Raw genomic sequence first — 21,895 nt, 5'->3', positions numbered from 1 at the left:
AAGCAGTCGTGAAATCAGGCGGCGCGGTGTTTCAGGAAGACCGCGTGCTCAGGTTTTACGACTGCTTCGCAGCCGAACGCAGCCTCGTGCCTCGGCGGCTGCTACACCGGACGCAGCCTCGTGCCTCGGCGGCTGCTACACCGGACGCAGCCTCGTACCTCGGCAGCTGCTACAGCCCGGGCTTACAGGTCGCGGGCGACGCGGAAGCCGATCCAGTCGCCGCGATCACCCGGCACCAGTGCGTTGCGGTTGCCGGAGCGGGAGAACACCGGCGCTTCGCCCCAGTCATTGCCGCGAATGCGCTTGAATTCGCACTTGCCGGTCAACCAGGCACTGCCATCGCTCGGCGCGCCGACGTAGTTTTCGTTGTAGCAATCGGCGGTCCACTCATAGACGTTGCCGTGCATGTCGTACACGCCGAAGGCGTTGGCCGGGAAGCTGCCGGCCGGGGCGGTGAAGTTGTAACCGTCGGCCGCGCCGTAGGTGTTGGCGTGTTTGGCGATGCTGTATTCCTTGCCCTCATCGAACGGGAAGGGGAACGGGCCGCTGGTGCCGCCGCGCGCGGCGTACTCGCGCAGGGACTCGCTGACCAGTCGATATTGCTGCCCGGTTTTCTTCGACAGCCATGCCACGTAGGCGTTGACCTCGGCAAAGTCCATGCACACGGCCGGGTGCTTGTTGGTGTATTCATAGCGCGGGATGCCAGCCTTGCATTCGCGGCCCGGGCGATCGTCGCCGTCGGGCATGACGTAGCCGGTGTCGCGGGTATAGGCATCCCATTCGCCTTTCAACACCTGGAAGCGGCTGATCGCCAGCGGTTTGGCGAAAGTCACCGGGTGCATCGGGCCCTCATCGGGCTCGCGGCCGACTTCATCGTCCGGGGTGCCCATGGTGAAGGTGCCGGTGGGCAGCACGACCATTTCCGGGCAGTCCTTGCAGTCCTTGAATACTTTGCCCGGTTTGGCGGGCTCGGCGGCTTGGGCAACGCCTGGCACCAGGCCGGCGGCCAGGGCAGCCAGCAGCAGGGCCGGGAGTGCCTTCAAGGAAAAACGTCGCAGGTCACTGTTCATCATTGATCTCGATAAAAGGTAAAAGGGATCGCCTGGGTTCAGAGGGTCTTGTCGAGCAGCGCCAGTAATTGGTCGATTTGCGCTTCGGTGTTGAGCAGGCCCGGCGCGGTGCGGATCACCGGCCCGACGTCGCGCTCGACGGCATCGGCGACCACGCGGTTTTTCATCAGGTAGGCGGCGATCTTGTCGCTGTCCTTGCCCTTGACCCGGAAGAAGGTGAAACCGGCCGATAGTTCGGGGCTCAGCGGCGTGACCAACTCAACCTGCGGACGTTCTTGCAGGCGTTTTTTCAGGTAGCTGTTCAGCTCGTGGATGCGCGCCTGAACCTCGGCCTTGCCCAGTTGCAGGTGCAACTTGAAGGCTTCGTCCAGCGCCCAGCGATGCTCGAACGAGTGATAACCGCCCGGCGTCATGGTGGTGGAGAAGTCCTCGGCTTCGGAGAAGGTCGGGATGATCGGCGTGACGTATTTGACCTCGCTGGTGCGGCTGCAGACGATGCCGGTGCCGCGCGGGCCGAACATCCATTTGTGCGTGCCGGCAATAAAGAAGTCGCAGTTCATGGCCGGAAAACTCAAGTCGTCGACGCCAAAACCGTGCACGCCATCGACCAGGTAAATAATGCGGTCCTCGTCGCTGCGGTTGCGGTTGTGCTTGTCCACCAAGGCGCCGATCTCGGCAATCGGAGTTTTCACACCGCTGCTGGAGTGCACCCAGGTCATGCCGAGGACCCGGGTTTCGGGTTTGATGCTGCGGTCGATGGCCGCGAGGATTTCTTCCTTGGTGACGGTCCGCGGGTCCTTGAACAGCCTGATCTTGCGCACCTTGGTGCCGTCCCGTTGCGTGCGCAATTCGAGGATGGTGTGGGTCGCGTAGTGTTCGTGCTCGGTGGTGAGGATTTCCTGATCCGGACGTACGTGCACGCCGCCGTAGATCATCGCCAGGCCTTCGGTGGTGCTGCCGGTCAGGGCGATTTGCTTCGGGTCGGCTTGCAGGTATTTGCCGGCCCAGACCCGTACGTTTCCTTCCCGTTGTTCGATCACGCCCAGGTCCCAATCCATCGCCAGCCCCGGGTTTTTATCCAGCGCGGCGCGGTGCATTTCGATGGCGTCACGCACCGGTTTCGGGTGGGTGGTGATCAGGAAGTTGGAGAAGTGCAGGTAATCCTGGTCCTGATTGAACAACTGGCGCAACTGCGCCCATTTGTCCCGGGGCAGCGGCGGGATCGGGCTGGCGCTGGCGACGTTTTGAAGGCCGGCGCCCAAGGGCAGGGCGGCCGCGAGAATCCCGGCTTGCTTGAGAAAGTCTCGACGGTTGCTCATGGCTTGGCGGCTTCCCGGGCAGAAATCAGCGCCGGTTTGGAGAGCTTCTCAACCTGATCCCAAACCCGCAGGAAGTTGCCACCCCACAGCTTGGCGATGTCCGCCTCGGAATAACCGCGCGACAGCAGCTCGGCGGTGACGTTGCGGATTTCACCGACGTTCTCCCAGCCTTTGACGCCGCCACCCTCGTTGAAGTCGGAGCTGATGCCAACGTGGTCGATGCCGATCTTGCGGACCGTGTAATCGATGGCGTCGCCCAGGTCCTTGAGGCTGGCCTTCGGCTCTTCTTCAAGGATGGCGTAGAGCTGACCGGCGTACTCGCCGAACTTCTGCTCGGACCACGCAGCGATGATCGGGTCGCCTGGCATCAAGGCGTAGGCCAGGTTCGGCAGCGGCGGCAGGTCGAAGCGGGCGCGCAGAGCATTGAGTTTGTCCTGGGTGCCTTGGGTCAGCGGGCGCAGGTATTGGGAGAAGCCAACGATTTGCACCACGCCGCCGCTGTTTTTGATCAGCTGCAATTCCTTGTCGCTGAGGTTGCGCGGGATATCGACCATCGCCCGTGGTGCCGAGTGCGAGGCCACCAGCGGTGCGCGGCTCAACTGCGCGACTTGCTCCAGGGCCTTGGTCGACATCTGCGAGACGTCGATGATCACGCCGAGGTCGTTCAAACGCTGCACGGCTTGTTTGCCGATGTCGGACAACCCATCCAGCGCATCAGGCGAATCATTGAAGAATGGCAGCGGGCGCGAAGAGTCGGCCCAATCGTTGTTGCCCACGTAACTGAAGCCGAACATGCGCATGCCGCGAGCGGCCCACAGATCCAGCAGGTTCAGGTCATAGCCCAGGGGATAGGCGTTGAGCATGCTCATGAAGATCGCGAACTTGCCTTCGCCGTGCAGACGCCGAAAATCGGCGGGGGTGTAGGCGATGGCGACCTGGTTGGGGAAGTCGCGGACCATGCCGGAGATGATCTTGTAGCGGATCTCTTGCTGGTTGCGCGCTTCGGCGACAAAGCCGGCGGTGGGCTTGTGCGGCGCGTTGGGGCCGTTCCACAGTTCCGGCCAGCCGAAGATCGTCAGGGCGGCGCCAGACAGCCGTCCGCGATTGGCCTTGACCAGGTCGAACTGGCCAGTGCCGTCCTTGTCGATTTCGTTGCCGACGGTGCCAAAATCCTGGGGCACGGTGATGTGGCTGTCGAAAGAGAGCATGCGTTCGTGCAGCTCATCGGCTTGTTGCAGCACTTTGAGCGGGTAACCCGGATTGTCCTTGAACCAATGATCCCAAACCGCAAAACCTGCACCGGCGCTGATCGCCAGGGCCAGCGGCAGGCCAATGTAAAGAGCCTTTTTCGAACGTGGTTTTGTCATTGCCATCTCAGTCAGGTTCGCCGCCCCGGTGCAGGCGCAGGGGCCTTTGCTATCTGGGAAGAACGAGTGATCGGCACAGGAATTTAGGTCCCTACTTTAAAAGATCGCAGCCTTCGACAACTCCTACATTGGAATGCGTAGCCCTGTAGGCGCTGGCGAAGGCTGCGATCTTTTGGCTGCACCATAAATTTGTGGCGGGGATGAACGTTCTAGCTTGGATAAAGCCTGCTTCATGGCTGACACAGGTAGGGCAATGACGATTTCTCGACGATGGTTCATGGCGGGCCTGGCGCTGACCGGCGCCGCCGTGCCTGCGGCTTTTTATGGGCATCGCGAATGGACGAAACCGGACCCGACGATCACCCCCGGTGAAGCGTCGTTCGATGTGGCGGATGTCGCCGGCCAGCGATTGGCGGATGCCTTGCGCGGTGTCTGGACGATTCGTTTCGAAGGCCGTGATGCCGGCATCGAAGGCTTGCCCCGGGACGGGCTAGAAGTGTTTCTCGATATTGGCCACAAGGGCCGTGGTGTCAGTGGTTTTCTCGACACAGCCGAGCGTTTGCGCGGCGTCGATGCGCCGCGTTACCGGATCTTCGGCGACCTCGCGGACGCCAATGCGGCGCAGTTGAGCTGGCGACTGGTCGGGGCCAGTGGCAAGACCGATTACGAATTCAACATGCGCCTGGATGAAGTCTGGGCCGCGTTTGGCAATGCCGGCAGCGGCAGCCTCAGTGGTCGGGTGTCGCGCCTTGATCGTCCGTTGGTCCTGCCGGCGCAGGACAATCGCTTTATCGCCGTCAAACACGTATTCCCGGAAGCCCGGGAACGCACGGCGCTGAACCCGCCACTGCTGGCCTGGCTGGTATCGCCCGAGCATCGGTTGTTTCACCAACTCTGGCATGCCTCCCGGGACAAATGGCACACCTTGTCCGAGGACAAGCGCGATGCCCTGCGCGGTGTTGGCTGGCAGCCCGGCCCCCGCGACAAAGAGCGCGATGCCCGAGGCAAGCACAAAGATCGCAATGGCTCCGGGATCGACTTCTTTTTCATGCACCGGCACATGCTCGGCACTGCGCGCTCGATGCAGGACTTGCCGTCCTGGCAGTACTTCCCGCTGCCGCAGCCAGAACTGGTGCGTGATCGTGCCGGCTTCGCCCGTTATTTTGACAACCACGACGGCACCGCGCTGCCGCCGACCTGGCTGGCCGAAGGCGATGATGAGTACACCCAGTGGGTCGCCGATCTCAAGACCGCCGAGACCTATCAAACCAATTTCCAGGTCTGGGAATCGCAGTACCGCGATCCGCAGTACTTGTCGAAGCTGACCCTGGGTCAGTTCGGTTCCGAGGTGGAACTGGGCTTGCACGACTGGCTGCACATGCGCTGGGCTTCGGTGCCACACGACCCTTCGAACGGCGCACCGGTGCCGCTTGCCCGCGATCTGGACGACTTTGCCGCGCGCTGGTTTGCCCCGGAGAACGACTTTCTCGGCGATCCGTTTTCGTCCCATGTGAACCCGGTGTTCTGGCATTTCCATGGTTGGATCGATGATCGGGTGGAGGACTGGTTCCGTGCGCATGAGCGTTTCCATCCGGGCGAAGTCAGTCGCCTGCAAGTCAACGGCGTGCACTGGTTCGCCCCTGGGCGTTGGGTCGAGGTCGATGACCCGTGGCTCGGGCCGACCACCCACGGTTGCAGCACTACACCCGGATTGCAGGTCGGCAAGTCAGTGGAAATGGACCCGGAAACCATGAAGCTCGCCTTGCGCATCACCTTTGGCGAGGACGAAAAGAAACTCGCCGACCTGTTCCGCCGCGTGCCGAAACGGCCGTGGTATGCGCGCAATCTGAAGGCCAAAGCCTAGAGCAAAAGATCGCAGCCTTCGGCAGCTCCTACAGGGTGTACGCCATCCTATGTAGGCGCTGCCGAAGGCTGCGATCTTTTGATCTTTAAAGTCTCTGCCACCCACCGCCCAATGCCTTGTACAACGCCACACTGGCCTGCACCCGCGCCAGGCGCAGTTGCACATTCAAATCCTGCGCCGCATACAGCGTGCGCTGCGTCTCCAGCACCGTCAGCAAATCCTCGGCACCGGCCTGATAGCGACTTTGCGCGATGTTGAAAGCGGTCTGTGCCTGATTCAATTCCTCGCTTTGCCACTGCCGTTGTTCATCCAGCCCGCGAATGCTGTTGAGGGCTTTTTCGACGTCGGCGAAGCCATTGATGATCGCCCCGCGATAGATCTCCAACAGTTCTTCCTGGCGTGCCGTGGCCTTGTCGCGCTCGGCGCCGAGGCGGCCGTTGTTGAAGATCGGCGCGACCAGCCCGGCGGTGAGGTTGTAGAACGGGCTGCGCATGACGTCGGAGAAGTTGTTGGCCCCTGAACCGATGTTGGCGCTCAGGGTCACGGTCGGCAGCATGGCCGCGCGGGCGACGGTGACATCTGCCTGGGCCGCCGCCAATTGCGCTTCGGCGCGGGCGATGTCCGGGCGTCGGCTCAGCAGTTCACTGGGCAGACCGGCGCCGATGCTCGGCCATTGCAGGCCATCGAACAGCTCCTGGCTCAGGGCCAGTTCCTGAACCGGTCGGCCGAGCAGGGCGGCGAGGCTGATCAGCGCGTCCTGAGCCTGTTGCTGCACCAATGGCAATTGCCGTTGCTGGGCGGCCACCAGGCTTTTCTGCTGGGCCAGTTCCAGTGCCGTGGCCGAGCCTGAATCGAAACGGGTCTGCACAAGCTTCAGGACGTTTTGTGCATTGGCCAGGTTCAACTCGGCGATACGACTTTGCTCTCGCAGCGACAAGGTTTGCGCATAACTGTTGGCCACGCCACTGAGCAAGGTCAGCTCAACCGTGGCTTGATCAAACTCGCTGGCCTTCAAGCCGAATTGCGCGCTGTCCCGGGAAGCGCGTTTGCCGCCCCAGAAGTCGATTTCATAACTGGCGCTGAGGTTGGCATCGAAGTAGTCCACCGCCTGGTTGCTGCTGTCGGCATCGAGCTGACTGTAGCCATTGCCACGCAGCAGTTTCTGTCGGTTGGCATTCCCTGCGGCCTTCACCTCGGGCAGCAACGAACCGCCGGCAATCACCGTCCCGGCCTGGGCTTGACGCACGCGGGCGACCGCTGCCGCCAGATCGAAACTGCCGACTCGCGCCTGTTCGATCAGGCGATCCAGTTGTGGGCTGCCGAACTGCGCCCACCATTGCCGGTTATTCAATGTGGCGCTGTCACTGTGGGGCGATTGCCACGTGGCGGGCGGCGCGAGGCCGCTGTCCGGGCGCGGGGCAGGGCTGCCGCATGCGCTGAGTAACAGGCAGAGGGTCAACAGGCTCAATTGCGGCTTCATAGGTCGATCATTCACTGGTAAGGGCCGTGACCGGGTCGAGCCGGGCAGCTTTGCGGGCCGGCATGAAGCCGAAGACAACACCGGTAACGAGGGCGCAGCCGAAGGCGCCGAACACCGCCATCAAGGAAAACGCGACGGCGACTTCGCTGAGCACCAGCACGCCGCCGACGATCAGCGCCAGGGCAATCCCGGCAATGCCGCCGACCACCGAGAGCATCACCGCTTCGGTGAGGAACTGACGCAGGATGTCGCGCTGACGGGCGCCGGTGGCCATGCGAATGCCAATCTCGCGGGTCCGCTCGCGCACGGTCATGAGCATGATGTTCATCACGCCGATGCCACCGACCAACAGCGAGATCGCGGCAATCGAGCCCAGCATCAGCGACAAGGTGTTCTGGGTCCGGGCTTCGGCCTGGATCATTGCCGCGTTGTTGGTCAATTCGAAATCCTGCTTGCCGCTGTGCAGGCGCAGCATCAATTGCTTGATGGCGACTTCCGCTTCCTTGACCTTGCGCGCGTCGGCCGCGGCGATGGCCACGTATTCGGGATTGTGGGTGCCGAACAGCCGGACGCTGGCCGCTGAATAGGGAATGGCAATCCGGTTGTCGCTGTCGGAGTCGCCGGAGCTGGCGCCTTTTTCGGCGAGTACACCGACCACCTGGAATGGCACATTTTCGATCAGGATGTACTGGCCGATGGGGTTGGCGACGTCCTTGAGCAGTTTGCTGCGAACTTTGTGGCCGATCACCGCGACCGCCGCGGCGTTTCGTTCGTCGGCCTCGGTGAAGTAACTGCCCTGGACCACCGGCCAGTTGAAGATTGCCGGGAAGTTGGTGTCGTTTCCGCCGACGTAACTCATATGGTCGACGTTGCCGAAACGCACCCCGGCTTCGGCGCCATTGACTGGCATGATCCGCCGCACTTGCGGCAGGCTGGCCAGCGCGGCGACGTCCTCCAGGGTCACCACGCCCGGCGGTGTGCGCGGGTTTGGCGCCGAGCCGCTGAGGTAAATAATGTTCGAGCCGAAGGCGCCCATCTGCGCCATGACCTGCCGCTTGCTGCCTTCACCGACCGCCAGCATCACCACCACCGACGCGACGCCGATGATGATTCCGAGCAGGGTCAAAGCCGTCCGGAAACGGTTAATCCACATCACCCGCCAGGCCGCATGCACCGCATCCACCAGTTCGCCTTTCCACGCTCCAGTGGCTTCGGCGCCTTCGGTCAGGCGCTTGCGCAGGTCCACCGCTTGCAACGCGCCGGGGTTGGTCGAGGTTTGTGCGCCAGGATCGTCATGGGCGCTGTCGTGGATGATCAGGCCGTCGCGGATTTCGATGATGCGCTTGGCCCGCGCCGCGACTTCGCGGTCGTGGGTAATGAGGATGACCACGTGGCCCTGGCTCGCCAGTTCATCGAGCAAGGTCATGACCTCGGCGCCGCTGTGGCTGTCGAGGGCGCCGGTGGGTTCGTCGGCGAGGATGATGTGGCCGCCGTTCATCAAAGCGCGGGCAATCGACACCCGTTGTTGCTGACCGCCGGAGAGCTGGTGCGGGCGGTTGCCGGTGCGCGTGGCCAGGCCGAGGCGATCGAGCAGGGCGGCGGCGCGGGCGTGGCGTTCGGCGGCCGGGGTGCCGGCATAGATGGCCGGCATCTCGACGTTTTCCTGGGCCGAGCCGGACGGAATCAGGTGATAACCCTGGAACACAAAGCCAAAGGCTTCGCGGCGCAGCCAGGCCAGTTCATCGCTGTCCAGGCCGGCGACGTTTTCCCCGGCGAAGCGGTATTCGCCCGAGGTCGGCCGGTCGAGGCAACCGAGGATGTTCATCAGCGTCGATTTGCCGGAGCCGGAAGCGCCCACAATCGCGACGAACTCGCCGGCATGGATCGCCAGGTCGATGCCGCGCAACACGTGAACTTCCGGAGCGTCACCGCCGCCGTAGGCTTTGCGGATGTCCTGCAGGTCGATCAGGGGCGTCTGCATTCAGCCGCCACTCCCGTCAGCGGGGCCGATCAACAGGTGATCGCCTTCGTCGAGGCCATCAAGGATCTGCACTTTCAGCCGATCGCTGATGCCGGTGCGCACCTCGCGTTGTTGGATGGCGCCGTTTTTCGCGACGACTTGCGCGATCTGGCTATCGGCCTGCGGGCCTCCCTGCAACGCGGCAATCGGCGCGGTGAGGACGTTTTTCGCCTGGTCGGAGACGAAGAACACCTGGGTGGTCATCTCCGCCATCAAGGCGTTATCGGCGTTATCGACGTCGAGCAATACGGTGTACAGAACGACGCGACCGGTGCCGCTTTTACTGGCGCTGGCGGGGCTGCCGCCGCCCTGGCTGGTCTGGTCCAGCGGTTTGGGCGGGATCGGCAAGATCTGCCGCACGGTGCTGTTCCAGCGACGGTTGCCGCCGCTGAGGGTGGTGAACCAGGCGTGCATGCCGGGTTTTACGTGGCCGATGTCGGCTTCCGAGACTTCCGCCCAAACCGTCATCGGCGACAGTTTGGCGATGCGCAGAATCAATGGCGTCTGCTGCTGGGCGTTGAGCGTCTGGCCTTCCCTGGCATCGAGGGCGACCACGGTTCCGTTCATTGGCGCATAAATGCGCGTGTAGCCAAGTTCGGCCTGATCACTGCGCAGGCTGGCCTGGGCCTGGCGGATCTGCGCCTGGAACATGTCGACGCGGGCCTGGGTGGCGCGCAGCTCGGCCTGGGCGGTTTGCACGTCTTCGGCCCGGGTCGCGCCGCCGGCGGCGAGGTTCTGCTGGCGCTGGAATTTCTGCCGGGCCAGTTCGTGCTGAGCCTTTTGCTCTTGCAGCTGGGCCTTGAGGTTGTCGATGGAAAACCGCCCGGCGTCGAGTTTGGCCTGTTGGGTGGACGGATCGATTTCCACCAGCAGATCACCTTCCTTGACCACGTCGCCGACTTCCACATGAATCTTGTGGATCTGCCCCGAGGCCTGGGCGCCGACGTCGACATAACGCCGCGGTTGCAGGGTGCCGAGGGCCGTGACGCTGCTTTCAATGTCGCCGCGGGTGACTTGTACCGTGGCGAACTGATCACGGCCGGGCGGGAGGATCTGCCAGGCGGCGACGGCGATAACGGGGATCAGACACAGTGCTACAAGCAAGGCGCGTCGTGCGGTGCGGGGACGTTTCATGCAGGGTTCCGGCCAATGGAAATCGGCCCGTCGCCCGAATGCCGCCCACAATCAGGCGACAACCGGGCGCTGTCGCAGGGCGACAGACACGGGGAGCTGTCCTGTAAACGAGGAGAGAAGGGCGGAATTTAAGCGCGGACATACAGTGTTACAGGTATAGAGCAGCACTATTTGTCGGGCAAACCGAAACAGCACTTTAAATCTATATGAGAATTACTATAAATTACGCGGCTCAAATTGCCATCATCCGGCTACTGCCCATTTGGCGGTCGTGGATTTGGCTCAAGGACAGAAACCGCACCCCGTGCGGCCGGGAGTCATGTTGGAAAACTACTATCGCGAGCTGGTGTGTTTCCTGAACGCCAAGCTGGGCAACCGTCAGGTGGCCGAAGATGTGGTGCATGACGCTTATCTGCGGGTACTGGAGCGTTCCAGCGACACGCCGATCGAGCAGCCCCGGGCCTTCCTTTATCGCACCGCGCTCAATCTGGTAATCGACGACCATCGGCGCAATGCCCTGCGTCAGGTCGAATCCCTGGAAGTGCTCGATAACGAAGAGCGCTACTTCACCCCATCGCCGCATACCAGCCTCGATCACGGCCAACGCCTGGCCATGCTCCAACGTGCCTTGGCGGAATTGCCAAGACTGTGCCGCGAGAGTTTTTTGCTGCGCAAGATCGATGGCCTGTCGCACCCCGAGATCGCCGAGCACCTGGGTATTTCCCGGGCGCTGGTGGAGAAGCACATCGTCAATGCCATGAAGCATTGCCGGGTGCGCATCAAGCAATGGGACGCCCATTGATCCCCTCCCATTAAATTTTTTTTCATTGTCCTCGTTCCTACTCAACAGACGATCTGCTGTGCTGCTCAAGGCCGGCCAGGTCACTTAGGCTTCCTCCCCTTGTTGAGGGGTTCATCCAGAGGACACTGGAAATGACACAGGCAATTGCATCGCCCATCGTTCACGACCTGATCGGCGTCGGTTTCGGCCCTTCGAACCTGGCGCTGGCCATCGCTCTGCAAGAGCGCGGGCCGAGCCAGGGTGAGCTGGATGTACTGTTTCTCGACAAGCAGGCCGACTACCGCTGGCACGGCAACACCCTGGTGACCCAGAGCGAGTTGCAGATTTCCTTCCTCAAGGATCTGGTGACCCTGCGCAACCCGACCAGCCCGTACTCGTTCGTCAATTACCTCAAGCATCACGGCCGTCTGGTGGACTTCATCAACCTGGGCACCTTCTATCCGTGCCGCATGGAGTACAACGACTATCTGCGCTGGGTTGCCGGGCAGTTCACCGAACAGAGCCGCTACGGCGAAGAAGTGCTGACCATCGAGCCGGTGCTGCACCAGCAGCAAGTGGAAGCGCTTCGGGTAATTTCCCGTGATGCACAGGGCCAGCAGCACATTCGCACTACTCGTTCGGTGGTGGTCAGTGCTGGCGGTACGCCGCGTATTCCCGAAGCGTTCAAGGCGCTCAAGGATGACAGCCGCGTGTTCCACCACTCCCAGTATCTGGCGCAGATGGCCAAGCAGCCGTGCGTGAACAACCAACCGATGAGCATCGCGATCATCGGCGGCGGGCAGAGCGCGGCGGAAGCCTTCATCGATCTGAACGACAGCTTCCCGTCGGTGCAAGTGGACATGATCCTGCGCGGCTCGGCGTTGAAACCGGCGGACGACAGCCCGTTCGTCAACGAAGTGTTTTCGCCGGAGTTCACCGACCTGGTGTTCCAGCAGGCCAGCAGCGAGCGTGAGCGCCTGGTCAACGAGTACCACAACACCAACTACTCGGTGGTCGACATCGATCTGATCGAACGCATCTACGGCATCTTCTATCGCCAGAAGGTTTCCGGGATTGCCCGCCATGCGTTCCGCACCCTGACCACGATCGAAAAAGCCACCGCCACCGAGCGCGGCATCGAGCTGGCTGTACGCAACAACGCCACTGGCGAAGTCACGGTTCGGCATTACGACGCCGTGGTGCTGGCCACCGGTTACGAGCGGCAAATGCACCGCAAACTGCTGGCGCCGCTGGAAGAGTACCTGGGCGACTTCGAGGTCGATCGCAATTACAAATTGATCACCGACGAGCGCTGCAAGGCCGGCATCTACATGCAGGGCTTCTGCCAGGCCAGCCACGGCTTGAGCGACACCTTGCTGTCGATCCTGCCGATCCGGGCTGATGAGATTGCCGGGTCGTTGTATGACCATGGCAAATCCCGTGGGCATGGTCGTTCGGTGATGGATTTGTTGTTGGCCACTGCCAGCTAATCCCCCACCCAGATCATTCCCACGCTCCGCGTGGGAATGCCTCCAGGGGCTCTGCGTTCCAATGGGACGCGGAGCGTCCCGGGCTGCATTCCCACGCGGAGCGTGGGAACGATCAAGCGTGGGAACGATCATCCTGAACCTTTCCTGAAGAACCCGCCGATTCCCCCGGCACAGCCCCCGGCATCGTTTACTCTCCAGAAATCGGGGCGTAAGCTTCGCGCGTTTTCATCAATAGCGGAGACCCACAGTGGGTACTTGTTCGAGTGACAGTAGTCGGCCGGTTTCAGTAACCGGCACCTTCTCGGCAAAGTAACGCGCAGCCTTTTTCGTGCCGTTACCTTGCTGAAAAGCGAGTAGCGGCATCCCGATCGCGGCCAGTGGCGGCCCGATTCCCGACGTCCCTCTCATCGACGCTGAACCGTGCGTGATGGTCGACTTGCCTGTCGTCATCGCGGCGACTCGACGCGCCTGCTCGACGGTTTCCCCGGCTGACCCTGGGGGACAACTGCCATGAACCTGACCTTGCTCAAAGAATTCTTCGCCGGATTCCTGCGCACCCGCCACATCGCCCGGCACTTCCGTCGCCTGGCCTTGCTGGAAAGCATCAACGACACCACGGTCAGCCGTGAAGTACCGCCGACCCTGGCGCAAACCCTGGTGTCGGCGGCCAACAGCGATACCGGCCAATTGCTGGACAGCCTCGGCAGTCACAGCGATGGTTTGAGCGAGCTCGAAGCCGACACCCTGCGCGAGCAATTCGGCCTCAACGAAGTCGAGCACGAACAGCCGCTGCCATGGTGGGTTCACCTGTGGCACTGCTACAAAAACCCGTTCAACCTGCTGCTGACGTTGTTGGCGGCGGTGTCCTGGTTCACGGAAGACATCAAGGCCGCCGTGGTGATTTTCTCCATGGTGGTGCTCTCGACCTTGCTGCGGTTCTGGCAGGAAGCGAAGTCGAACCAGGCCGCCGATGCGCTCAAGGCCATGGTGAGCAACACCGCCACCGTGCTGCGCCAGGGTGCGCAACGCATCGAATTGCCGATCAAGCAACTGGTGCCGGGGGATTTGATCGTGCTCTCGGCCGGCGACATGATCCCCGCCGATTGCCGGGTGCTCAGCGCCAAGGACCTGTTCGTCAGCCAGGCGGCCATGACCGGCGAATCGATGCCGGTGGAAAAATTCCCGCGCCAGCAGGACGGCGACACCCGCAACCCGCTGGACCTCGACAACATCCTGTTCATGGGCACCAACGTCGTGTCGGGTTCGGCCATCGCGGTGATCCTGACCACCGGCAACAGCACCTATTTCGGCGCTTTGGCGCAGCGGGTCAGCGCCACCGACCGGGCGCCCACTTCGTTTCAGAACGGGGTCAACAAGGTCAGTTGGTTGCTGATCCGCTTCATGTTCGTGATGGCGCCGTTGGTGCTGTTCATCAACGGCTTCACCAAGGGTGACTGGATGCAGGCGCTGTTGTTCGCGCTGTCCATTGCCGTGGGCCTGACCCCGGAAATGCTGCCGATGATCGTCACCTCGACCCTGGCCAAGGGCGCGGTGTTTCTGTCGCGCAAGAAAGTCATCGTCAAGCGCCTGGACGCGATCCAGAACTTCGGCGCCATGGACGTGTTGTGCACCGACAAGACCGGGACCCTGACCCAGGACAAAATCTTCCTTGCCCGGCATGTGGATGTGTGGGGCGAAGAGTCCGACGACGTGCTGGAAATGGCCTACCTCAACAGCTACTACCAGACCGGTCTGAAAAACCTGCTGGACGTGGCGGTGCTGCAACACGTCGAAGTGCACCGGGAACTGGAAGTGGCCACGGCGTTCGCCAAGGTCGATGAAGTGCCGTTCGACTTCACCCGGCGCCGGATGTCGGTGGTGGTCGCGGAACATGATCAACAGCATCACTTGTTGGTGTGCAAAGGCGCGGTGGAAGAAATCCTCGCTGGCTGCACTCGGGTTCGCCACGGCGACAACGACGAGCCGCTGACCGATGAACTGTTGGCGCGCATCCGTGAAGTCACCGCTTCCTTCAACGAAGAAGGGCTACGTGTGGTGGCCGTAGCGGCGCGGCACACGCCCAAAGATCAAGCGGTCTACAGCATCGCCGATGAGCAACAGATGACCCTGATCGGCTACGTGGCTTTCCTCGATCCGCCCAAGGAAAGCACCGCGCCGGCCCTGCGCGCATTAGCCGAACACGGCATCGCGGTGAAAGTGCTGACCGGCGACAACGAACTGGTGACCGCCAAGATCTGCCGCGAAGTCGGCCTGGAGCAGCAAGGCCTGCTGATGGGCAACGACGTCGAACGCATGAGCGACGCCGAGCTGGCGCTGGCGGTGGAAACCACCAACGTCTTCGCCAAACTGACGCCGTCGCACAAGGAGCGCATCGTCCGTTTGCTCAAGGGCAACGGCCACGTGGTCGGTTTCATGGGCGACGGCATCAACGACGCCCCGGCGCTACGTGCGGCCGACATTGGTATTTCGGTGGACAGCGCGGTGGACATCGCCAAGGAAGCGGCCGACATCATCCTCCTGGAAAAGAGCCTGATGGTGCTGGAGGAGGGTGTGCTGGAAGGGCGGCGGACCTTCGCCAACATGCTCAAGTACATCAAAATGACCGCCAGTTCGAACTTCGGCAACGTGTTCTCGGTGCTGGTGGCCAGTGCATTTATCCCGTTCCTGCCGATGCTGCCGATGCATCTGCTGGTGCAAAACCTGCTCTATGACATTTCGCAGATCGCCATCCCGTTCGATAACGTCGATGCAGAAATGCTGAAAAAACCACAACGCTGGCAACCGGCGGATGTCGGGCGCTTCATGCTGTTCTTCGGCCCGATCAGTTCGATCTTCGACATCACCACCTTTGCTTTGATGTGGTACGTGTTCGACGCCAACACCCCGGACCACCAGACCCTGTTCCAGTCCGGCTGGTTCGTGGTCGGGCTGCTGACCCAGACCCTGATCGTGCACATGATCCGCACGCCGAAGATCCCGTTCCTGCAAAGCCGCGCGGCCATGCCGCTGATGATCATGACCGGGATCATCATGGCGGTCGGCATCTTCCTGCCGATGGGGCCGCTGGCGCACTACTTCAAGTTGCAGGCGCTGCCGTCGCTGTACTTCGTGTTCCTGCCGGTGATTTTGCTGGCGTACATGGGCCTGACTCAGGCGGTGAAGGGGTTCTATATCCGTCGGTTTGGCTGGCAATAAGCTGAGGACGATCGTTCCCACGCTCCGCGTGGGAATGCATCCGGTGACGCTCCGCGTCACCTCTCGAAGCGGACGCGGAGCGTCCATGGCGGCATTCCCACGCAGAGTGTGGGAACGATCCGGGGGAGGTTTTTTCGGACGTTTCCTACAAAGCTTGGGACGTTTCCTAAATCGTTTTGTGGATGCCTCGCGGACAATCGTCGGACGCCCCCAACGTCGAGCCGCCCCCATGCCCAACCTGCCACTGCGTGTCCTGGTGTTCGAAGCCAGCGACGGCGCCCAGGCGCTGAAGGTTCTGGAAACGGTCGGCCCGGTGGACATCGCCCTGTGTGACTTGCAGATGGAAGGTATGGACGGTCTGGCGTTTTTGCAGCAGGCCGGCACTTCGGCGCTGATGAAGTCGATCATCATTAGCCGTTCACTGTCGGCTGATTTGCGGCGGGCGGTGCATCAAATCGTTTCCCTGCTGGGTCTGGAATTTGCAATTGCTGGCGCTCGGTTGCACGCAAGGGCAGGGCTACTGGTATGCGCGGCCCATGAGTGGTGAGGATTTGCTGTGGTGGTTGCCATTGCGCGGTGAGGCGCAGACGTTGAAGCCGTAGATCAAGATCGCAGGCTTCGCCAACGCCAGCAGGTGTACGCCATCACCTGCAGGCGCTGGCGAAGGCTGCGATCTGTTGATCCTGGACCAGCGGATGCCAATTTTAGGAAAGTTCCTACAGAAGAACCGCCAAGTGTTCCGTAGCCTTGCGCCCTCACGAACTTGTCACTGTCCTGGGTCCAACGATGCCGAACAAAGCCTTACGAATCCTGATCGCCGACGAGCAGCATTTTCACCGGATGAAAATCGAGCGGCTGTTCAATTCGCTCGATTACTACCGGGTCGCGCCGGTGCACAGCCTTACGGAAATGTTGACGGTCATCGAATACGGTTGCGAGCCTTTCGACCTGGTGGTCATCAATGCATCACTGGCGGGTGGGGCGTTGAACCTGCAAGGATTTTTCCTCGACAACCCGCAGGTTCATCACGCTTTGGTCTTCAACGGTCAGCAGGCGCAGTTACCGCCGATCCCCCTCTGTGGGCGGCAGAAGTTGCAGGTGAGTCACGCGCTACAACCTGATCTGTCCTGCATCCAGCGGCTGATGGCAATCATTGATCCGCCGATGCACGAGGACGACCAACCCTGGTTGACCCGATTGTATAAGCAAAAGAGCGGTTGACCGTTCGTCGCTACTGTCAGATCTGACAGGTAGTTTTGCCTGTCCTCCCGTGCAAAAGTCATTGCGCAGCCGTTGTGCCTATCCGGGGGCTGTTCCATGGCCATGTGTCGCGATATCGCCTTTATTTGCATAGGGAGTTGCCATGAAACCAGCGCTATTTGCGCAGCAACACGCCAGGAAGTCAGCATTGATTGCGGACGATCATCCGGTTGTGCGGGCCGCCGTCAGAATAGTCCTTGAACAGGAGGGCTTTAAACGGATTTACGAGGTGTCCAGCGGTAATGAGGTCATGGCGATGCTGCGCGAGCATTCGCCGGATCTGTTGGTGCTCGATCTGGTCATGCCCTGCCTCGATGGGCTGGATGTGCTGGAGCGGATCAAGGTCAGCAATGTGTCGAGCCGGGTGGTGGCGTTTACGTCTCAGGACGCTTTGCATTTTCAAGAGCGTTGCATGCGTGCGGGAGCCTTGGCGTATGTCTCAAAAACCAACGACCTGAGCCAATTGCATAAAGCGGTGCAGGCCGTCATGAACGGCTACACCTATTTCGCCCGGTTACCTTCGGTATCGCTGGACAATCTGCAACGCAGTGAAACGCAGATGATCGACAGTCTTTCCAACCGCGAATTGGCCATCCTTCAGCACCTGGCACGAGGCACGAGTAACAAGGCAATCGCCGAGGTCATGCACTTGAGCCACAAGACCGTCAGCACCTACAAGACGCGTTTGGTCGAAAAACTCAGGGTGAGCTCGGCGGTGCACCTGCGTGACTTCGCCAAACGCAACAAGCTGATTTGAATGAGCCGGATCGTGCGCGCCTGTCTGTTCCTGCTGATGTTGTTCGGCGTGCTGCCAGCAATCAATGTGCGGGCTGACGAGCCGCAGACGCAGCGTCTGCTCGGTCGCTCGACAGTGGATGGGTACGAGGTCCGGCTGGATGAAACCGATTGGCAATGGCTGCGCAACAAGCGGGTGTTGCGCCTGGGCGTATCGGGGCCGGACTACCCGCCATTCGAAGTGACGCGCAACCTCGATGAGCTGGAAGGCATCACGGCCGACTACGCCGATCTGTTGGCGCAGCTGCTGCACGTCAAGGTCCAGGTGTTGCGTTACGGTACGCGCGAAGCGGCCATGCAGGCGCTTAAACGCGATGAGCTGGATCTGCTCGGAACATCGAATAATTTCGAGGTGGCCGATCCCGAACTGACCAGATCGCGCGCCTACGCCGAAGACCAGCCGATGCTCGTCACCCGTCTGGACGAGCGCATGCCCGACGATCTGGCCGGCAAGCGCATTGCCATGGTGGACGATTATTTGCCGGCGTCCAGCGTCGAGGCGTTTTATCCCGAGGCGCGCCTGCACCTTTATCCATCGACACTCGAAGCGCTTGGCGCCGTCGCCTTCGGGCAGGATGACGTGTACCTGGGCGACTTCATCAGCGCCAATTACCTGATTAACAATAACTACCTCAACAACGTTCACCTGACCGGGCCATCCGGCCTGGACGCCAATCCGTTCGGCTTCGCCCTGGCCCGGAGCAATTGGCGACTGTCGGGCATTGTCGATCAGGCACTGGCGGCGATCCCGATGGATCAGCGCGCGGCCATCGAACAGCGCTGGCGTGCTGGCAGGGTCAATAACTCAGGCCAGCAAAGCGTTCGGTTGAGCGCCAGTGAACAGCGCTGGCTGGCGCGACATCCGACGCTCACCGTGGGCGTTGTCGAGGATTTCGCGCCGCTGACGTTTTTTGATGCCCAGGGCCGGTTCAGCGGGTTGACGGCGCAGTTGTTGACCTTGATCAGTCAGCGCAGCGGCTTGACCTTCACGGTGCAACGCAGCCGTTCACTGGATCAGCAGATCCAGCAACTCAAGGCCGGTGACATTGATCTGGTGCCTGCGATCATTCCCAGCGCCGAGCGTGAGGCCGAGTTGCGCTTCACCCGCGCTTACCTGAGCAATCCGTTCGTGTTGGTCAGTGCCGCCACCCCAAACAGCCCGAAGACGCTGGACGATCTAGCCGGCAAGCGTCTGGCAATCAATCACAGTCATCCGTTGCGCGGGTTCATTCTGGCGCGGGCACCAGGTATCCGGCTGGTGGACGTAGAAAGTCCGGCTCAAGGGCTGGAACTGGTGATAAAGGGGCAAGCCGACGCGGCACTCAGTTCATTGATCCTGACCCGTTACCTGATTGCCCGGCACTACCGCGACCGCCTGCAGATCCACAGTACCGTGGGCAATGAGCCGGCCCTCATCACCCTGGCCACCGATCGTGGCGCCGGGGAATTGCAGTCGATCCTGAACAAGGCCCTGCTGAGCATCTCGCCCGAGGAAATGGACGAGTTGGTGGCCCGCTGGAGCAATGACGTGATGGTGGACGACAGCTATTGGTCACGTTATCGGTACGCCATTTTGCAAGGCTTTGCCGGCGCCGGCGCCTTGTTGTTGCTGGCGTTGGGCTGGATCGCCTGGCAACGCCGACAGATTCGCCAGCGCCAGCAGTGGTTGCAGCAGTTGCAGGACACCAAGGACGCCGCCGACGACGCCAACCGCGCGAAAACCACGTTTCTGGCGACCATGAGCCATGAAATCCGCACGCCGATGAACGCCCTGATCGGCATGCTCGAACTGGCCCTAAAACGCTCCGAAGAGGGCATCACCGACCGTTTCGCCATTGAGGTGGCGTCCAGTTCCGCGCAGCAGTTACTGGAGTTGATCGGCGACATTCTAGACATCGCCCGCATCGAATCCGGGCATTTGTCGTTGACGCCGGAACGGGCCAACCTGCGCGAATTGACGGAATCGGTATGCCGGGTGTTCGAAGGCCTGGCACGACAGAAGGTGCTGGACTGGCGAGTCGAGCTGGACGAACACAGCAACCGCGATGTGTTGATCGACCCGCTGCGCTTCAAGCAAATGCTGTCGAACCTGTTGAGCAACGCCATCAAGTTCACCGAAGAAGGTGAGGTGAGCCTGACCCTGTGCGTGGAGCCTGGTCTGTCCGGCCATTTGACGGTGACAGTGACTATCGAAGACAGCGGCGTCGGTATCAGCGTTGCCGATCAGCAGCGGCTATTCAGTCCGTTTGTCCAGGCGGGTAACAGCCCGCAAACCGGTCGCAACGGTTCGGGGCTGGGGTTGGTGATCAGCCGCTCCTTGTGCGAAATGATGGGCGGGCGGTTGCAACTTCACAGCGACTTGGATTGGGGCACGCAGGTTGAAATCCATCTGGATTTACCAGCCCTGCAGCCGTTGCTGTCCAACGAGATGCCGCCGAGTGAAATGCCACTGCCGACCCGGCCGTTGACGATTCTGGTGGTCGACGATTACCCGGCCAATCGACTGTTGCTGGCGCGTCAACTGAGTTATCTGGGGCACAGGGTGCTGGAGGCCGAGGATGGCGGGGAGGGGCTGGAGCAATGGCGCAAACAGGTGCTCGACGTACTCATCACCGACTGCAATATGCCGATCCTCAGTGGGTATGAACTGGCGATGGCGATCCGTGATGAAGAACAGGCGCAAGGGTTGCCCGCGACGCTGATTTTGGGGTTTACCGCCAATGCCCAACCCGAGGAAAAGCTGCGTTGTCTGGAAGCCGGCATGGATGATTGCCTGTTCAAACCGATTCGTCTTGGGGATCTGAGTTCCTGGCTGGCGGCCAGGTTTGCCGGCGAATCGCCCATGCCACAGGAGGCACAATCTGAAGTCCAGATCGACTTGAGCAATCTGGAACGCTACGTCGGCAGCGACCGCACGTTGATCAATCGCCTGATACACGATCTGGCGGTAACCAACCGCGAGGATCGCCAACACTTGCTTCAGGCGCATGCGGCGGGTAATCGCCAGGATCTCCAGGACCTGGCGCACCGCATCAAGGGCGGTGCGCGCATGGTGCGGGCGATCCGCCTGATCGAGTGTTGCGAGCAACTGGAACAGGCCTGCGCCGAAGGTCGTGCGGCGTTGATCGACGATGCCGTCGAGCGTTTGCAGCAGACCATGGCGCGCCTCGACAAGAGTCTTGGCTAGCTGAGGATCAATCCCAGTGCGGGGCGATCCCTTTAGGGCTGGTCAAGCGATGGCCGCGATCCAGACCGGCGATCAACGCCATGTCGGCGTCGCTCAAGGTCAGGGCGCAAGCCTGCAGGTTGCTTTCCAGGTTGGCGCGTTTGGTGGAGGAGGGGATCACCGCGTAACCCAACTGCATGGCCCAGGCCAGGGTGACTTGTGCCGGTGTCGCTTGCAGGCGCTCGGCGATCTGCTGGATGACTGGATCCTTCAGCACTTCGCCGTAGGCCAGGGTCATGTAGGACGTGATCTGGATGCCCTGGCTCTGGGCGAAATCGACGACCTTGCGGTTTTGCAGGTACGGGTGCAGCTCGATCTGGTTGGTGGCGATGTTTTCGGCGCCGACCGCGGCGATGGCCTGTTTCATCAGGTCGACGGTGAAGTTCGATACACCGATCTGGCGGGTCAGGCCCATGTTCCTGGCTTCGAGCAGCGCGCCCATGAATTCTGCCACCGGCACCTGATCTTCCGGGGACGGCCAGTGGATCAGCGTCAGGTCCAGGTAGTCGGTCTGCAACTTGCTCAGGCTCTCTTTGAGGCTGTCGATCAAGCGATCCTTGGCGAAGTTGGCGACCCAGATCTTGCTGGTGATGAACAGCTCTTCGCGAGCAATGCCACTGGCGGTGATGGCTTGGCCGACGTCGGCTTCGTTCTCGTAGATTTGCGCGGTATCGACGACCCGGTAGCCCAGTTCAAGACCGGTGCTCACCGAATCGATGACCACCTGGCCTTGCAGGCGAAACGTACCAAGACCGAATGCGGGAATAGACATTGATGACTCCAGGGTTGCAGTGGGAATGGACACCAGTATCCGCGCCGATGCCCTTGGGAAAAACCGCAGGTGGGTCAAGTCAATGTTGACGGGAAGTCATG

At 61.4% G+C, this 21,895-nt stretch carries 15 protein-coding genes; 8 read left to right on the top strand and 7 right to left on the bottom strand.

The window, feature by feature from the left end; all coding sequences use genetic code 11:
• Window positions 1–182: 182 nt before the first annotated feature.
• Genes pvdO through pvdM form a run of 3 tightly spaced genes read right to left on the bottom strand, consistent with a single transcriptional unit; the run spans window position 183 to window position 3,756 of the window.
• Window positions 183–1,070 (bottom strand): dihydropyoverdine dehydrogenase, encoded by an 888-nt coding sequence (gene pvdO, locus ACA071_RS21340; protein ID WP_497640977.1) that lies wholly within the window; start codon window positions 1,068–1,070, stop codon window positions 183–185.
• Window positions 1,071–1,108: 38 nt separating this feature from the next.
• Window positions 1,109–2,389 (bottom strand): pyoverdine-tailoring periplasmic protein PvdN, encoded by a 1,281-nt coding sequence (gene pvdN, locus ACA071_RS21335; RefSeq protein WP_497640976.1) that lies wholly within the window; start codon window positions 2,387–2,389, stop codon window positions 1,109–1,111.
• On the bottom strand, window positions 2,386–3,756 hold the full coding sequence (gene pvdM / locus ACA071_RS21330) for a pyoverdine-tailoring dipeptidase-like protein PvdM (protein WP_497640975.1): 1,371 nt from the start codon (window positions 3,754–3,756) through the stop codon (window positions 2,386–2,388). Before pvdM ends, pvdN begins: the two co-directional genes overlap by 4 nt.
• Window positions 3,757–4,009: 253 nt before the next feature.
• Between pvdM and pvdP the strand changes: the two genes are divergently transcribed.
• Window positions 4,010–5,620, top strand: a complete 1,611-nt coding sequence (gene pvdP / locus ACA071_RS21325) for a pyoverdine maturation tyrosinase PvdP (protein WP_497640974.1) — start codon at window positions 4,010–4,012, stop codon at window positions 5,618–5,620.
• 85 nt (window positions 5,621–5,705) lie between these two features.
• On the opposite strand, the gene ACA071_RS21320 is transcribed toward pvdP, so the two are convergent.
• Genes ACA071_RS21320 through ACA071_RS21310 form a run of 3 tightly spaced genes read right to left on the bottom strand, consistent with a single transcriptional unit; the run spans window position 5,706 to window position 10,254 of the window.
• Window positions 5,706–7,100, bottom strand: coding sequence for an efflux transporter outer membrane subunit (locus ACA071_RS21320; protein ID WP_497640973.1), 1,395 nt, complete (start codon window positions 7,098–7,100; stop codon window positions 5,706–5,708).
• A gap of 7 nt (window positions 7,101–7,107) precedes the next feature.
• A complete protein-coding gene (locus ACA071_RS21315; RefSeq protein ID WP_497640972.1) occupies window positions 7,108–9,081 on the bottom strand; it encodes a MacB family efflux pump subunit in 1,974 nt (657 codons plus the stop codon).
• Window positions 9,082–10,254: an efflux RND transporter periplasmic adaptor subunit gene (locus ACA071_RS21310; RefSeq protein WP_497640971.1), complete on the bottom strand. Its 1,173-nt coding sequence runs from the start codon at window positions 10,252–10,254 to the stop codon at window positions 9,082–9,084. It abuts the gene before it with no gap.
• Window positions 10,255–10,573: 319 nt separating this feature from the next.
• On the opposite strand from ACA071_RS21310, the gene ACA071_RS21305 reads away from it, so the two are divergent.
• From ACA071_RS21305 to ACA071_RS21275, 7 genes are all read left to right on the top strand, one after another.
• A complete protein-coding gene (locus tag ACA071_RS21305) occupies window positions 10,574–11,056 on the top strand; it encodes a sigma-70 family RNA polymerase sigma factor (RefSeq protein ID WP_054051507.1) in 483 nt (160 codons plus the stop codon).
• Window positions 11,057–11,187: 131 nt separating this feature from the next.
• Window positions 11,188–12,525, top strand: coding sequence for a lysine N(6)-hydroxylase/L-ornithine N(5)-oxygenase family protein (locus tag ACA071_RS21300; protein ID WP_497640970.1), 1,338 nt, complete (start codon window positions 11,188–11,190; stop codon window positions 12,523–12,525).
• Window positions 12,526–13,035: 510 nt separating this feature from the next.
• On the top strand, window positions 13,036–15,741 hold the full coding sequence (gene mgtA / locus ACA071_RS21295) for a magnesium-translocating P-type ATPase (protein ID WP_497640969.1): 2,706 nt from the start codon (window positions 13,036–13,038) through the stop codon (window positions 15,739–15,741).
• 229 nt (window positions 15,742–15,970) lie between these two features.
• Window positions 15,971–16,288: a response regulator gene (locus ACA071_RS21290; protein ID WP_497640968.1), complete on the top strand. Its 318-nt coding sequence runs from the start codon at window positions 15,971–15,973 to the stop codon at window positions 16,286–16,288.
• A 239-nt stretch (window positions 16,289–16,527) separates the two neighbouring features.
• Entirely contained in the window at window positions 16,528–16,962 is a 435-nt protein-coding gene (locus tag ACA071_RS21285; protein ID WP_497640967.1) for a response regulator, read from the top strand.
• A gap of 142 nt (window positions 16,963–17,104) precedes the next feature.
• A complete protein-coding gene (locus ACA071_RS21280; RefSeq protein ID WP_497640966.1) occupies window positions 17,105–17,758 on the top strand; it encodes a response regulator in 654 nt (217 codons plus the stop codon).
• On the top strand, window positions 17,759–20,983 hold the full coding sequence (locus tag ACA071_RS21275) for a transporter substrate-binding domain-containing protein (RefSeq protein ID WP_497640965.1): 3,225 nt from the start codon (window positions 17,759–17,761) through the stop codon (window positions 20,981–20,983).
• Between the two features lie 7 nt (window positions 20,984–20,990).
• Here the strand turns inward: ACA071_RS21275 and dkgB are convergent, their stop codons facing one another.
• A complete protein-coding gene (gene dkgB, locus ACA071_RS21270) occupies window positions 20,991–21,794 on the bottom strand; it encodes a 2,5-didehydrogluconate reductase DkgB (RefSeq protein ID WP_497640964.1) in 804 nt (267 codons plus the stop codon).
• Window positions 21,795–21,895: the final 101 nt, after the last annotated feature.

This window comes from Pseudomonas sp. LBUM1646 (assembly GCF_059716165.1).
Note: the sequence above shows the minus strand (reverse complement) of the source record. Positions and strands in the feature narration are given on the sequence as shown.

Coding starts and splice junctions, on each gene's coding strand:
- pvdO (WP_497640977.1), bottom strand. CDS start 1,070: ATGAACAGTGACCTGCGACGTTTTTCCTTGAAGGCACTCCCGGCCCTG.
- pvdN (WP_497640976.1), bottom strand. CDS start 2,389: ATGAGCAACCGTCGAGACTTTCTCAAGCAAGCCGGGATTCTCGCGGCC.
- pvdM (WP_497640975.1), bottom strand. CDS start 3,756: ATGACAAAACCACGTTCGAAAAAGGCTCTTTACATTGGCCTGCCGCTG.
- pvdP (WP_497640974.1), top strand. CDS start 4,010: ATGACGATTTCTCGACGATGGTTCATGGCGGGCCTGGCGCTGACCGGC.
- ACA071_RS21320 (WP_497640973.1), bottom strand. CDS start 7,100: ATGAAGCCGCAATTGAGCCTGTTGACCCTCTGCCTGTTACTCAGCGCA.
- ACA071_RS21315 (WP_497640972.1), bottom strand. CDS start 9,081: ATGCAGACGCCCCTGATCGACCTGCAGGACATCCGCAAAGCCTACGGC.
- ACA071_RS21310 (WP_497640971.1), bottom strand. CDS start 10,254: ATGAAACGTCCCCGCACCGCACGACGCGCCTTGCTTGTAGCACTGTGT.
- ACA071_RS21305 (WP_054051507.1), top strand. CDS start 10,574: ATGTTGGAAAACTACTATCGCGAGCTGGTGTGTTTCCTGAACGCCAAG.
- ACA071_RS21300 (WP_497640970.1), top strand. CDS start 11,188: ATGACACAGGCAATTGCATCGCCCATCGTTCACGACCTGATCGGCGTC.
- mgtA (WP_497640969.1), top strand. CDS start 13,036: ATGAACCTGACCTTGCTCAAAGAATTCTTCGCCGGATTCCTGCGCACC.
- ACA071_RS21290 (WP_497640968.1), top strand. CDS start 15,971: ATGCCCAACCTGCCACTGCGTGTCCTGGTGTTCGAAGCCAGCGACGGC.
- ACA071_RS21285 (WP_497640967.1), top strand. CDS start 16,528: ATGCCGAACAAAGCCTTACGAATCCTGATCGCCGACGAGCAGCATTTT.
- ACA071_RS21280 (WP_497640966.1), top strand. CDS start 17,105: ATGAAACCAGCGCTATTTGCGCAGCAACACGCCAGGAAGTCAGCATTG.
- ACA071_RS21275 (WP_497640965.1), top strand. CDS start 17,759: ATGAGCCGGATCGTGCGCGCCTGTCTGTTCCTGCTGATGTTGTTCGGC.
- dkgB (WP_497640964.1), bottom strand. CDS start 21,794: ATGTCTATTCCCGCATTCGGTCTTGGTACGTTTCGCCTGCAAGGCCAG.